14 protein-coding genes are annotated in these 13,848 nt (G+C 36.1%); 7 read left to right on the top strand and 7 right to left on the bottom strand.

Annotated features, from left to right (window positions below; genetic code table 11):
- Positions 1–319 precede the first annotated feature (319 nt).
- From NAG76_08730 to NAG76_08705, 6 genes are all read right to left on the bottom strand, one after another.
- The gene (locus tag NAG76_08730; protein ID URN96281.1) at positions 320–898 is read right to left on the bottom strand and encodes a hypothetical protein; all 579 of its coding nucleotides are present in this window, start codon (positions 896–898) and stop codon (positions 320–322) included.
- Positions 899–936: 38 nt separating this feature from the next.
- On the bottom strand, positions 937–2,301 hold the full coding sequence (locus tag NAG76_08725; GenBank protein URN96280.1) for a HAMP domain-containing histidine kinase: 1,365 nt from the start codon (positions 2,299–2,301) through the stop codon (positions 937–939).
- Positions 2,298–2,966, bottom strand: coding sequence for a response regulator transcription factor (locus NAG76_08720; protein URN96279.1), 669 nt, complete (start codon positions 2,964–2,966; stop codon positions 2,298–2,300). Before NAG76_08720 ends, NAG76_08725 begins: the two co-directional genes overlap by 4 nt.
- A gap of 138 nt (positions 2,967–3,104) precedes the next feature.
- Positions 3,105–3,482, bottom strand: coding sequence for a hypothetical protein (locus NAG76_08715; protein URN96278.1), 378 nt, complete (start codon positions 3,480–3,482; stop codon positions 3,105–3,107).
- Between the two features lie 148 nt (positions 3,483–3,630).
- Complete coding sequence (locus NAG76_08710) at positions 3,631–4,104, bottom strand: dioxygenase (protein ID URN96277.1); 474 nt, start codon at positions 4,102–4,104, stop codon at positions 3,631–3,633.
- Positions 4,105–4,151: 47 nt separating this feature from the next.
- Positions 4,152–4,505, bottom strand: a complete 354-nt coding sequence (locus tag NAG76_08705) for a DoxX family protein (GenBank protein URN96276.1) — start codon at positions 4,503–4,505, stop codon at positions 4,152–4,154.
- A 303-nt stretch (positions 4,506–4,808) separates the two neighbouring features.
- Here NAG76_08705 and NAG76_08700 point away from each other — a divergent pair, with 303 nt between their 5' ends.
- The 7 genes from NAG76_08700 to NAG76_08670 all read left to right on the top strand — a co-directional run bounded on the left by NAG76_08700 (position 4,809) and on the right by NAG76_08670 (position 12,962).
- Positions 4,809–5,165 carry a helix-turn-helix transcriptional regulator gene (locus tag NAG76_08700; protein ID URN96275.1) on the top strand — a complete coding sequence of 119 codons (357 nt, stop codon included), beginning with the start codon at positions 4,809–4,811 and terminating at the stop codon, positions 5,163–5,165.
- 67 nt (positions 5,166–5,232) lie between these two features.
- Positions 5,233–6,132, top strand: coding sequence for an AraC family transcriptional regulator (locus NAG76_08695; GenBank protein ID URN96274.1), 900 nt, complete (start codon positions 5,233–5,235; stop codon positions 6,130–6,132).
- A gap of 328 nt (positions 6,133–6,460) precedes the next feature.
- Positions 6,461–7,330, top strand: a complete 870-nt coding sequence (locus NAG76_08690) for an AraC family transcriptional regulator (GenBank protein ID URN96273.1) — start codon at positions 6,461–6,463, stop codon at positions 7,328–7,330.
- A gap of 5 nt (positions 7,331–7,335) precedes the next feature.
- Positions 7,336–8,631, top strand: a complete 1,296-nt coding sequence (locus NAG76_08685; protein URN96272.1) for a sugar ABC transporter substrate-binding protein — start codon at positions 7,336–7,338, stop codon at positions 8,629–8,631.
- A gap of 90 nt (positions 8,632–8,721) precedes the next feature.
- The gene (locus tag NAG76_08680) at positions 8,722–9,612 is read left to right on the top strand and encodes a sugar ABC transporter permease (GenBank protein URN96798.1); all 891 of its coding nucleotides are present in this window, start codon (positions 8,722–8,724) and stop codon (positions 9,610–9,612) included.
- Entirely contained in the window at positions 9,612–10,433 is an 822-nt protein-coding gene (locus NAG76_08675; GenBank protein ID URN96271.1) for a carbohydrate ABC transporter permease, read from the top strand. The genes NAG76_08680 and NAG76_08675 overlap by 1 nt, the downstream gene beginning before the upstream one ends.
- 42 nt (positions 10,434–10,475) lie before the next feature.
- Positions 10,476–12,962, top strand: coding sequence for a DUF4968 domain-containing protein (locus NAG76_08670; GenBank protein URN96270.1), 2,487 nt, complete (start codon positions 10,476–10,478; stop codon positions 12,960–12,962).
- Between the two features lie 124 nt (positions 12,963–13,086).
- On the opposite strand, the gene NAG76_08665 is transcribed toward NAG76_08670, so the two are convergent.
- The gene (locus tag NAG76_08665) at positions 13,087–13,773 is read right to left on the bottom strand and encodes a YjjG family noncanonical pyrimidine nucleotidase (GenBank protein ID URN96269.1); all 687 of its coding nucleotides are present in this window, start codon (positions 13,771–13,773) and stop codon (positions 13,087–13,089) included.
- Between the last annotated feature and the right edge of the window lie 75 nt (positions 13,774–13,848).

The raw sequence follows: 13,848 nt of genomic DNA, 5'->3' as shown, positions 1-13,848 counted from the left end.
GGCTTTGATTACGATAATTGACTTCGAAGCTTATTCGACTTCGAATAAAAAGCGAACTTGGGAAGTTCAATGCATTAATATATAGTTTTCTAATGTTCGGATAGATGGACCACCATGAATTTCAAGATTTAACTCGCTGAAAATGCAGTATGTATACTCACAAATATCAAGTATTGTTTAATCGTTTTACGACATAAACAAGAAAGGTCAGCCTAGGTAGTGACCCCTAAAAGTTAAAGTTAAAATCTAACTTTTGGGGTGCAGCACCCTAAAGGGTGACCTTTCTTGTTTGAAAAATTATATTCACAGGCATTTTCATTTAATCAGTAATTTTTTCAAGCTCAAAAATAGTTGCCTCTGATAACAGGATAAGCCTATCGTTATTAACAGCTAAAAAACTTAGACTTACAGGTATGTTAATATCTATTGCTTTTATTACATCATTTATATTTAAGTCTGGGATATCTATTTTATATAATCTATAAAAAGAGTCAGAGTTATAACATGTCGCTGTAATCTCATATAATGGATTTTTTTGTTCATATTGATAATCACTATAGTTTTTAAGTCCTTTTGATGAAAAAAAGTCTTTTTTAATGATAATTTCATCTCCAATAAATTTTTGCCCTGTTGGATATTCAGAAGCATCATTATATGAATTTGCAAATCCTAAAAGCTTCTCAACTTTCCAAGTTCCATAGAAATATTTTTCAGTTTCACTATCCAAATTTATACGTCCTACAGTGCAATATTCGGATGTGTTTTTTGGAATAATAGACTCATCCGTTTCAGGTTTAGGCTCACTGGAAGTATTTGAAGTTGATGTCATTTCAACATTTCCACAAGCCGATGCTAGCATCAACATTATCATAATACAAACCAATAATATTTTTTTCACATTTCACACTCCCACTATTAGTTAATTAGCACTATTAACTACTGGTGTGTTCTACGTATCTCTACTGTTAATCCTTGCTCATCAGACTGCATAGACCATACCAAATTCATGCCGTTAACCATCATATCTACGATGGACAGACCAATTCCCGCTCCACTTTCATTAGACGGACTATCCATACCACCACCATGATCGACAATAATAATTGCATCATAGCCATGTTTTGATTCAACCTTTAGACCAATATATCGCCCACTACTCGCATGTCGTAGTACATTTTGAAATAGATTATCCATAATTCGCCCTAGCCATATCGGATCAACCTTCCAGACAAACTCTGGCATTCCGTCAAGTGAAACATCAATCTCAAAATCTGCTTTCTCAAAGGTCGCATACCAAGTAGCTAGATGCTCCCGTAAGAAACGAATCATCATAACATCCTTCATCTCTAATCGATACTTATGGCTCATTAAAAGCGTATACGACATTAAATTTTCTATTAATGTATCGATTTGCTCAACCGATCGTTGCAGCGAGTGTACTGCTTGTTCACTTTCAACTGGTAAATTTAACTTTGTTAATGAATACGCATTGGACTGAATTTTCGTTAATGGTGTTCTCAGATCATGTGATAAATTAGCAATAAGCTCCTGACGAATGCGTTCCTCTTCCTGTTCGCGAAGTTTACTTTCATTAAGTTCCGTAACCATATGGTTAAATGCGTTCTCCAGTTGGCCAATCTCATCTGTACGACTAATTGCAATTGGAATGGGGAGTCCATCGCCATTACGGTTATTCATCGCCTTCTGCAAATGTAGTAATCGTTTGCGAATACTTCTGAAAAACAAATAGGAGATGACAATGAACAGCGTAATAATTAAGACCACACCGATAATAAGCCACTGTCCATACTGATCATATATTTTCATTAATGGTGGGTTGAATACCGAGCGCGGTATTTCTAATACAGCAAATCCTCGTTTAGCCTGATCTCCTACTACCGAAACGACAGTAAACGGATCACCACCATAGCGCTCTTTCATAAAGGACACCGTATACGAACTTGTCCAATAACTAGGTATATCCCAAGAAACTTGCCAGCTACTAGCTAAGTTTCCCTGCTCATCTACCCAAAACATTGAGCTTTCTGGATACGTAATAGACCACTTCTCGAACATCCGACTCATTGCTTCGCTATTTATTTCTGTAAGTCGAGTAATATCGTTATGCCAGCTATGCTCTACCTCATCATAGTAAACTGCAGCAGAATCATTAGTCTCGAATTGATTTTGTATGCCTGACATAAGCATTGCACTTAATAAATATGCAAATTGTACAATGGCAAGTGCAGTAATGATAAGCAACATATATTTTGCTTGTAGTGATCCGAATAGTTTTCTCATTGCTTCACCCGATATCCAATACCACGAATTGTTTCAATAATTGTCGGGTTTGAAGGATCTACTTCGATTTTTTCTCTTAGGTAGCGAATATGTACCATTAACGTTTTATCACCCTCAATATAAGTTTCGCCCCATACTTGTTCATACAATTGGTTTTTAGACAATATCTGATTAAGATGACGAATAAAGCATTGGAATAACAAAAATTGCTTACCTGTCAATTGAATTTCTTCGTTAGTTATCGTATTCGTAATACTTATATCTTTTGTATTAATGTGTAAATGCTGAATGATCAACGTTAGCTCTTGCTTCTGAAAACGACGAAGTAACACTTCAATCCGCGCAACCAATTCATCCAAATGAAATGGCTTCGTAATATAGTCGTCCGCAAAGCTGAGTCCTTCGATCTTATCTTCCATCGCCGTTCTAGCTGAAAGCATTAAAATAGGCAGTGAATCGCTTGCCCTCTTCAATCGTTTGCCAATTGAAAAACCGTCCAATCCTGGCAACATTACATCAAGAATAACGATATCTACTTGATTCACATGACCTTCTGCACCTTCACCTGATTGTAACCACGTCACTTCATAACCCCGATCAACTAATTGCTGAGATACTAAGCTACCAATCTCTCGTTCATCTTCTATGTATAATATATGAGTCATTCCGCTCCCCCTTTATTATGTAAGTTCTGGTTAGATTTATCATACCATAGCATTCTTCATCTAAATATTTGCAGCAAAGTTTTCGAGAATTATTGAATATCATTTTCATAATGTAAATCAGACTACAGATTGCAGATGTTATTTGTGTTGGAGAATCAATGACTCATCTTTACCATCGATATTAATTAATACATGTATTAATTCATTTTCATCATAGCTATAAGTTGAACTTGAATTTCTAATTCTATCTCCTAATAAATTTACATCATCTTTTATATTCACATGTTTACTGGTAATCTCATAGGTCATTAGACTATCTTTGGGTTTACTCTTTCCTATATAGATGAATTGCCACTCTACGTTAAAATATTCATTATTAGGTGATTGGCTGATAGTATACGAACCTAGCCAGTTCTCACTCTCGCCTTTGTAAACTATTCGATTATCCTTAGATGCGCAACCTACCAAAATGATAGATAGTAAAAAAAGTAGTACTATAGACTTCTTTAATTTCATATTATTCACTGCTTTCATATATGCATTAGAAAATAATAACCGTATATTTTAATATAACCGATTTGTAAATGCATTTCAGTACTTTATTCTAGAAGATACAACAAAAAAACCTAGTGAGAAGCAGGATTATTCCCTCTTCTCACTAGGTTTAAAACTGAAGACTAAGCGTAGTTCCGCTACCATGTTCAATCGTATCAAATAATACGCTAATCTCTCCATCTGGAGTACTACTTCCAAGTGCAATCAATAGCGGCACAAAATGCTCTGCACGTGGCACCGCTAACTTAGCATGAGGAGCGAGATCTTCATAACGACTTAAGGACTCAATATCTCTAGCTATCACTTTCTCTACGATCCAATCTCTAAATTCTAATACCCACGGTTTAATAGGTGCATCCTTATCGCGGTCGAATTCATTGAAATTATGGCTTAGAAAACCACTTCCTATGACGAGTATCCCTTCTTTATCTAATCCTTGTAATGCTTCACCAATCGCAATTTGCTCCCTAGCAGGTAAAAATGGATTAACTGAAACAGGTACAATCGGAATATCAGCTTCGGGGAAAGCATGCATCATAATCGGGAAAACGCCATGATCTAATCCACGATACTTCTTCTGCACAGGAATGTTATGCTTTTTCAGTCTTCTTCTACTATTGAAGCAACTAATTAGAAACGACCGATTGCTACAAATACGGCTAACGCAAGTAATATCATGTTCATAACCATTCCTGGATATTCTTTACGTTTAGCATGGAACACCGCAGCCAAAACCATGATAAATGCTAGCGAAATTGCTGCAATCGATGTTAACACAGATGCTATTCCGGTAGCAAAAGGTACGATCAAGCCAATTCCACCCAGTACTTCTGAAATCCCTATAAATGCGACATAACCTCTGGAATAATCTTTCACCCAAGGCAAAGAAGTTTTTGCTTTTTCATACTGGAAAGCTTTCATCGAACCAGCCGCAATAAACATTAAAGCTAAAAGTCCTTGTACGATCCATAATGCAATATTCATACATAATACCTCCCTTTGTTGATTCTATGTTTACTCGCTAATAGATCAAAACCCATATTAAACATCTAAATATATGCATGAGATCTATTTGATATAACGTTCTCTTGTATTCATCTTCCTCACGGTATTATAATAATCTCAAAGTTTATTTATTGTAAGTAGGCACTTTAAATTCACCTAGTCTCCAAAAAGTAACCTACTTTCTTGATTCAATATTCGTTTCATATGTTTATACTTCCGATGTATTTTTCTGTACGTGGAAGCTTAACTAGTATGCTTAGAAAAATTGTAGGAGGATATGAAATGTCCGATACTTGTAAAGTAGAAACCGCCTTAGAGATTCTTGTTGGTAAGTGGAAACCTGTTATTTTGTATCAACTTTTCTCCAATGGCACAATGAGATTCAGTGAATTGCAACGAGCAATTCCCGACATATCAAAAAAAATGCTAACCCAACAATTGAGAGAATTAGAATATCACGATATCATACATCGCGAAGTGTATCGCCAAATTCCGCCAAAGGTTGAATACTCTATTACACAATATGGAAAAAGCATGAGTACTGCTTTACAGGCAATCCATGAGTGGGGAGTAAATCATGTGGACCATTTGAATAAATTATATGGTGATAATAATACAGTAGAATCTATAACAACTTAGTTGTGCACAATTAGTTGCGAGACGATGCTTTAGCTTCTTTATACTTTTATTAAGAGGAGGGGATGGGATGGATTGGCTTACGAGAATGAATCGGGCGATGGATTATATCGAGATGAATTTATGTGGAGAGATTGAATTAATGGAAGTTGCTCATAGAGCTTGCTGTTCTTCGCATGAATTCCAAAGAATGTTTTCATTCATTACCAATGTAACACTTGCGGAATATATTCGACGTAGACGACTTACGTTAGCTGCACTTGAATTCCAAAATAGTGATGACAGTAAAGTAATCGATATAGCTCTGAAATATGGCTACGAATCTCCGGTTTCTTTCGCTCGAGCATTCCAATTAGTGCATGGCGTTACTCCTACAAAGGCCCGCCAAGATGGAATTGCGCTCAAAGCTTATCCTAGGCTCTCCTTCCTTATTACGATTAAAGGAGCAGAAGCGATGAATTATCGTATCGAGACAAAGGAGTCTTTTCAGGTGTTTGGCATGGAAAGAGTGTTTCAAGCAAGCGGAGGCAGCGAAGAAATAGATACGCCTGCTCAGTTCTGGGGGCAAAGTCATGCAAATGGTGAAGTTGAGAGACTTGCTGCTAATGCAGGTGACCTACCTGCTTTTGTAAGTCAGGATCTATATAAGGTGCATGCCCTCTGCAGCTACAGAAAAACTGATGATAATACTTTCCCGTATATGCTTTGTGCCTTCAACAATCCGTCTAGTAACACAGAGGGATATACTACAGTCACAATCCCATCTCATACTTGGGCAATATTCCCTTCGGATCCATTCACATGGGATACATTTGATACCGCCATCGAGACGTTATACCGACGATTCTACTCAGAATGGTTACCTACGGCGGGCTATGAACAAGTTGATGGCATGGAATTCGAAATCTATGGTGGCAAAGATGAGATTAACTACGTTGAACTATGGTTCGCTGTAAGAAAGATCGATTAATCGGTTGAATAATAAACGAAAAAGCATCTATAGAAAACTCGTCAACTACGAGTCTTCTATAGATGCTTTTCGCTGTTTAACGATATCTTAGGTTGCGACTCTTTAGTTCGTCCTCTGATGTATTTTGCATGATGCTTAAACAACATCTACGATTACATATTAATATTGCCCTAGTATTTCATGAATATTTTCAGCAATATTGGTTAAGTTAGTAGCAATATTAGTGTATGCGCTTACAAATATATGTGTTAATATTTTAATTAATCTTAACAAAATCCATATATCTCTTGCATTCATCATAAAATCAGGGGGGATTCAAATTTCTTTAATGATTCATACACCAACAAATATTGCTCTTAGTAATAACAAAATTTATGTGCGATCACACTTCGATGAATGGCAATATCAGTGGCCCTTGCACACACACAAAGGATTAGAAATCTTCTACTTTATTCAAGGACAAGCTAATTATATTATTGGTGATACTATCTATGACTTACTACCAGGGGATATGTTGCTATTTAGTGGAGAAACTATCCATAGGGTTAACCCCTCCAATGATGTGAAGTACGTAAGAAGCTACATTAATTTCTTACCCACATTCATCGAAGAAGAATTACCTGCTGAACTGTATTCAAAGCTACTTAAAGTATTTGAAAATCCTAACGGTTTACGCATTCAATGGTTACCTGAAGAAAGAGAAGAGATCAAGAGATATTTCGAAACACTGTATAACGAAAATCAAAAAGAATTAGTAGGCTATGACTACATGCTCAAATCATCTTTAACTCAGTTTCTAATTCATATCTATCGTAAGTCAAAATATCTTGTAGAAATTACATCATCATCTCAACCAACTAACAGTCAAATGACGGTTCAACGTATTTTGCAATATGTGAATCAAATCTACAAAGAGAACGAAAGCTTGGATACCATGTCGGTTAATCTACATCTTAGTAAATATTATATGTGCCATTGCTTTAAGGAAGTTACAGGCTACACTATTAACAGCTATATTATGCGTAAACGTGTAGATGAAGCCAAGCGATTATTAGTAGAGAGTCAACGTTCAATTAATCAAATAGGTGAATTGATTGGATTCAATTCCACCATTCATTTCAGTAGAACATTTAAACAATATGCAGGTTTCTCACCACAAACTTTTCGAAAAGCTAGTGAAAACATATTAAGGGGATGAAAATTATGAAATTAAATTCAAAAGGCTTGATATTGTTAGTGTTTACTTTAGTTCTAAGTTTGGTTGTAGCTGGTTGTGGATCTACTAACAACACCGAAGGAAATAGTAGTGATTCGTCTAAGAAGAACGTTAAGTTAGATTTTGTATGGTTCTCAGATGGTGATGAGGGCAAAGTTATGGAGAATATTATTGCCGACTATGAAAAAGAAAATACTAATGTTGATATTCAGCTAATTGAAGTCGCTTACAATGATCTATCTACAAAGTTAAAAACAATGGTTTCTGGTGGTAAACCCCCAGCATTAGCACGTATCAGTACTACTGAGATTGGTTCCTTCTCCAACTTCGCGGTAGATTTAGGTGAACAGCTTGATGGTGTTGACACATTCACATCACAGTTTATCGATTCGATTAAGCCTTATTATGTGATCGATAATAAAGTTGTAGCTTCTCCAATGGATGTTACTGCAAACGGAATTATCTATAATAAAACGTTGTTTGATCAAGCAGGTGTAGCTGTTCCTACTTCTAGCGACGATATTTGGACTTGGGATGAATTCAATGCTTCACTAAAAGAAGTAATGGAAAAGTCTGACGCAAAATATGGTCTAGTGTGGGATTTCACACCGCATCGTTGGTCTACTCTACTGTATCAATTTGGCGGTAGCATGATTAATTCTGAAGGAACAGAAGGAACGATTAACAACGAAGCCGGTATTGAAGCTGTTAATTACTTCAAAAAAATGCATGATGATGGCATCATTCCTAAGTCTATATGGCTAGGTGGAGAAAATCCAAACAATTTGTTCCGCACAGGAACCGTTGCTGCTCACCTTTCTGGTAACTGGATGGTAAGTAACTATAAAGATATTACTGATTTTGAATGGGGCGTTACGTATATGCCAATAGCAAAAAACCGTTCTTCCGTACCAGGCGGCAAATTTGTAATGGCTTTCCAAAAGTCAGGTGTTGAAGAAGAAGCAGCTAACTTTATTGCTTATCTTTCAAGTAAAGAAGTTAATTCCAAATTCAATCAGGAATCACTATTTATGAGCCCTCGTAAAGACAGTGCTGATCTGGACTATGCGTTCGGTAAAGAAATGTTTGCTATATTTGCAGATGAGCTTAATAATACGATTCCCGCTGCTGCAGAAGATTGGTCAAAACAAACAATTGTTCCTAAATTCAGTTCTGATCTGAAAGATGGTTTAGTTGAGGTTCTTGCTGAAGGTGCAACAGCAGAAGAAATGCTTAATGACATTAACGATCGTATTAACGAAGCGATTGCAAATGCAAAATAAAAGTTAAAAGTTAAAAGTGTTAGGGCTACCTTCGCTATGTAGCCCTAACATTGATAATGAGGAGGTTTGAGTAAAGTGTCAACTAAGTCTATTGCTTCACAACCTAATCTAATCACTAAAAAGAAGAGAAAACTACAAATCGCTCCTTATTTATTTGTACTGCCCAATTTATTGATCTTTACTGTATTTATAGTAGTTCCAACCTTACTTGGAGTAATCTATTCATTTCATAACTACGATGGTTTGAATCCTATGAAATTCAGCGGGTTTGACAATTATGCATATATTTTCACTGATGATAAATTCTGGTCAACTTTAGGAAAAACCTTAACCTACGCAATTATTGTAGTACCGTTAATTTATGCATGCTCACTCGGAGTTGCCATTCTACTTGTTCAACAAGTAATAATGAAAGGTTTTTTCCGTGCTATTTTCTACTGGCCAACCATGATTTCCTTTATTATTGTTGGTTTAACATGGAGATGGATTTTTGGGGAACTAGGCATTATCAATGCCGTAATGGTTGCATTTGACTATGAACAAATTACATTTTTAGCTAATCCCTTTTTTGCTAAAGTGGCTGTTATTATCGCTGCAGTGTGGTCACGGTTAGGATTTTTTATGGTGCTATTTGTAGCAGGCTTGCTTGCTATTCCTAAAGACTTTTATGAAGCAGCTCATTTAGATGGTGCATCTAAAGTAAAAGCTTTTTTCCATATAACTTTACCGTTGTTAAAACCTACTACTCTACTTGTCGTTATGCTATCCATGATTGAAGCATTCAAAGCATATCCGCTTATGTTCGCTTTAACAGGTGGCGGTCCTAACAAGGCTACAACTTATATCGTCCAATACATTTATGAAACAGGCTTTGCTAAACAAGAATTGGGATTAGCTAGTGCTATGTCCGTAGTACTGTTTATTATTATTACAATATTCACCGTTCTACAGTTCAAACTGACTAAAGGAGGAGAAAATTAATGACACCTTCAAAATTCCAAAAAACACTAACTTATGTTCTATTAATTGCTTTTTCTGCCCTTTGGTTATTTCCTGTATTATGGATATTCCTTTCTTCATTTAAAAATAATACGGAACTCTATCAGTTCCCACCTACTTTTCTACCACAACAATTTACTTTAGAGCATTTTGTTAACGCCTTCGAAAAAGGTAATTTCGGTAAATATTTTCTTAACAGCGCGATTGTAGCGATTACTTCTACTATATTACTGTTGCTTATTAACTCGATGGCTGGATATGCCCTAGCAAAGTATAAATTCAAAGGTGGTACTTTCATATTACTAGCTTTCATCTCCACCTTGATGATTCCACTCGAAGTGATTATGATTCCTATTTTCAAGGTATTAAGTTTTCTAGGATTATATAATACATTGCTAGCCTTAATTATCCCACCCGCTGCAACACCAACTGGCGTATTCATGCTTCGTCAATATTTACTCACTATTCCAAATGAGTTACTAGAAGCTGCAAGAATTGATGGAGCAGGTGAGTGGAAAATTTATTGGAGAATTATTTTGCCATTATGTCAACCGATACTCGCAGCACTTGCAATATTCTCTTTCATGTGGAGATGGGATGACTTCCTATGGCCGTTAATTGCGATTAGTGATCCGAGCAAATATACTGTTCAGCTTGCTTTGTCTAACTTTATCGGAGAGTTTAACGTGGATTGGGGCAGTTTGCTTGCCATGTCTGTCATTACTATGATTCCAGTATTAATTGTCTTCCTAATTTTCCAAAAACATTTAGTAAATAGCATGGCTACTTCTGGAATGAAATAACAACTATGTGTTAATTCAGAAGATAAGAGAGGAGCAAACATAATGCAGGTTAGCACAATATTATTAGAGATAAAAAACCACTCGAATTTCATTGAATTAATAACTGATGCCGCTAAGTTTCAAATGTTTGCATTAACAGACGACATCTTACGTATTCGCTGTAGTTTTGAGAGAGATTTCGCTAAAGATTCGTCTTACTCTTTAATAATGACAGCATGGGAAGATGAAATGGACCATGTAATTAAAGATAGAACTAGAGTAACACCCCTGTTGATTGATTTACAGGAACTAGATGAATATTATACCTGGTCTTCTAACAAGCTTGTCGTAAAAATATACAAAGCACCCTTTGCTATTGTGATAGAGGATATGAATGGTCAATTACTACATCAGGATATTGCTAATAAGAGCTATGTTCAGGATGAATTGGGTCGAAAATATCACTATTCTTCCTTGCAAGATGATGATTATTACTATGGATTCGGTGAAAAAAGTGGACAATTGAATAAGAAAAACCGTAGACTTCGTATGCATAATGTTGATACGATTGGCTACAATTCTGAAAGCACTGATCCTCTTTATAAACATATACCCTTCTATATCAAGTTTAATAGTAAACAACGTACCGCATCAGGAATGTTCTATCATAATACCTATAATTCTAACTTTGATGTTGGCTCCGAACGTAGTGGCTATTGGCCAAAATATTCTTATTACTCCACCGAAGGTGGCGAATTAGATTACTTCTTTATTAACGGTCCGACCATTAAAGAAGTTGTGAAAAGGTATACTGATCTAACAGGAAAAAGTATATTAACACCAAAGTATTCATTAGGATATTTAGGCTCAACAATGTTCTATACCGAACTAGAAACGCGCTCAGATGAAGCTATTATTGGCTTTCTCGATAAATGTAAAGCTGAAGGAATTCCGTGTGATGGCTTCTTTATGTCCTCAGGGTACACAACAGGTGAAGATGGTAAACGATACGTATTTAATTGGAATTATGATCGCTTCCCTGATCCTGCAGCATTTGTTCAATCAACTGAGCAGCATGGAGCGACGCTATCTCCTAATATTAAGCCCGGTATGCTATTAACTCACCCTCACTACAAAGAATTTGCGGAGAAACAATTGTTTGTTAAGGACGAAAATAACGATCAGCCTGTCATTGACCGCTATTGGGGCGGACCAGCTTCGTTTGTTGATTTTACAAATCCAGAAGCCAGAGAGCAGTGGAAGGGATATGTAAAACATCAATTACTGGATCATGGTGTAACTGCCATCTGGAATGATAATAATGAATATGAAATCCAGCAATCTAACGCACAGTGTCATTATGAAGGTCTAGGAAAGCCTATATCTGCATTATCATCAGTTATGCCCAATTTAATGGCACTTACTGCTGTAGAGGCTATTCAAGAACATGATAAGAATATTAGGCCCTATGTTGTAAACCGCGCTGGATATGCAGGTATTCAGAGATATGCTCAAACCTGGGCTGGAGATAATTTAACAAGTTGGAACAGTCTAAAATTCAATATTCCTTTAATTTTAGGTTTAGGTCTTTCAGGTGTTGCTAATCAAGGCTGTGATATTGGAGGTTTCTATGGACCAGCCCCTGAACCAGAACTATTTGTCAGATGGGTACAAAATGGCATTTTTCAGCCTAGATTCTCTATCCATTCATCTAATACAGATAATACAGTGACCGAGCCTTGGATGTATCCAAGCTATACAAAATATATTAGAGACGCTATTTCTCTTCGATATGAATTGGTACCGTACTTCTATTCCTTACTATATGAATCATCTACAATAGGATCTCCAATGATGCGACCTCTTGTTTATGAATTTGAAAATGATCCACAAGTATGGGATGAGAGCTTTGAATTTATGCTAGGATCTTCAATATTAGTAGCCAATGTTGTTGATCCAGGTGTAACTACACATCGTATTTACTTACCTTCTGGTTCTGATTGGATTGAGTGGAAGTCTAAGAAGAGATATGCTGGAGGCGAAACTATTGAAATTCCTGTTCAGCTTGACTCCATCCCGATGTTCATTCGCAGTGGGGGTATTATTCCTTTAGCTCATCAGCTTAACAATATTCATCATGATAATATTAACCATTTAAAGTTACTCATTGAAGGCTCCAACGATGGAACGTTCGTCTACTACGATGATGATGGAATGTCACTATCCTATACAGACAAACAGTATGTTAAAACGAATATTTCTTTACAAGTTGGTAATGAGTCTACAATTTCCTTCCAATCTGAAGGTGACTTTATATCTTCAATTGAAACCTATGAGATTCAATTCATTTGTAAGGACGTTAGTCCAGTCACAATTACACTTGGAAATCATATCATACAAAGATATTTAGATGAAGATCAGTGGAAGCAAAGTCAATATGGATGGTACTTTAATATTGAGCAAAAAACAGCTCAAATTAAATATAACAATCCACATTGCGATCATACGATAAAAATTGATTTCTCGGTTAAAGATTTAATCTCTATCTAACTTCCATCACCTGAAAATAGGGCTGTCCTTAGTCATTTTATGACTTTTGGGACAGCCTCTTATCATTCTAATTACTTGCTATCATTCCATTGTAGTCTTAACAAACAGGTGGAACGATATAAGTTCAGCCTTCAACTATTTTCACAAGTTCCATAAGCTCATGAATTACATATGTCGGCTTAATTGCAAGTTTGTTTTCCTTGCTATTAGGATTGAACCAACATGTATCAATTCCATAATTGATGCCCCCTTGAATATCGGATGTTAAAGAATCACCGACAATTAACACTTTAGACTTATCCGTAATTTGAAGCTTAGCAAATACATAATCAAAAATCGCTACATCAGGCTTCTGGTATCCCGCTTCTTCTGAAGTAATAATATGCTCAAACATATTACGGATAGGAGAGTTAGCAATTCTTGATCGCTGCACCACTGTGAACCCATTCGTTATGATGACTAGACGACAAGCCGGTAATTGTGTAAATAGTTCTTCTGTACCCTCTATAAGATGAGATTCTTTGCCCAAGTTATTAAGATAAGCGGTGCCGAACTTATGTGCATCAATAGCAAGGTTATGTTTAAAGAATAACCGTCTAAATCTCTCTACTCCGAGTTCTGTTGTCGTAATAAGTCCTTGCTCTAATTCTCTCCATAATACTCTACTAATCTCTCTATAATCCGCTTCATAATCGACGAAACCCGTAGGTAGGTCGAACTGGGAAAATGTATGATGTAGTGCATTGTCCTGCGATATACTAAAGTCAAACAGTGTATCATCAGCGTCGAACATAATAATATCGTATTTCATAAAATGCTCCATTCATAATATCTTTATAGTAAATTACAATATATCCAGATAATCGTTCGGATCAGATGCATTTAG

Source organism: Candidatus Pristimantibacillus lignocellulolyticus (assembly GCA_023639215.1).
GTDB classification, from domain to species: domain Bacteria; phylum Bacillota; class Bacilli; order Paenibacillales; family Paenibacillaceae; genus Pristimantibacillus; species Pristimantibacillus lignocellulolyticus.
Note: the sequence above shows the minus strand (reverse complement) of the source record. Positions and strands in the feature narration are given on the sequence as shown.

Coding starts and splice junctions, on each gene's coding strand:
- NAG76_08725 (URN96280.1), bottom strand. CDS start 2,301: ATGAGAAAACTATTCGGATCACTACAAGCAAAATATATGTTGCTTATC.
- NAG76_08720 (URN96279.1), bottom strand. CDS start 2,966: ATGACTCATATATTATACATAGAAGATGAACGAGAGATTGGTAGCTTA.
- NAG76_08715 (URN96278.1), bottom strand. CDS start 3,482: ATGAAATTAAAGAAGTCTATAGTACTACTTTTTTTACTATCTATCATT.
- NAG76_08705 (URN96276.1), bottom strand. CDS start 4,505: ATGAATATTGCATTATGGATCGTACAAGGACTTTTAGCTTTAATGTTT.
- NAG76_08700 (URN96275.1), top strand. CDS start 4,809: ATGTCCGATACTTGTAAAGTAGAAACCGCCTTAGAGATTCTTGTTGGT.
- NAG76_08695 (URN96274.1), top strand. CDS start 5,233: ATGGATTGGCTTACGAGAATGAATCGGGCGATGGATTATATCGAGATG.
- NAG76_08690 (URN96273.1), top strand. CDS start 6,461: ATGATTCATACACCAACAAATATTGCTCTTAGTAATAACAAAATTTAT.
- NAG76_08685 (URN96272.1), top strand. CDS start 7,336: ATGAAATTAAATTCAAAAGGCTTGATATTGTTAGTGTTTACTTTAGTT.
- NAG76_08675 (URN96271.1), top strand. CDS start 9,612: ATGACACCTTCAAAATTCCAAAAAACACTAACTTATGTTCTATTAATT.
- NAG76_08670 (URN96270.1), top strand. CDS start 10,476: ATGCAGGTTAGCACAATATTATTAGAGATAAAAAACCACTCGAATTTC.
- NAG76_08665 (URN96269.1), bottom strand. CDS start 13,773: ATGAAATACGATATTATTATGTTCGACGCTGATGATACACTGTTTGAC.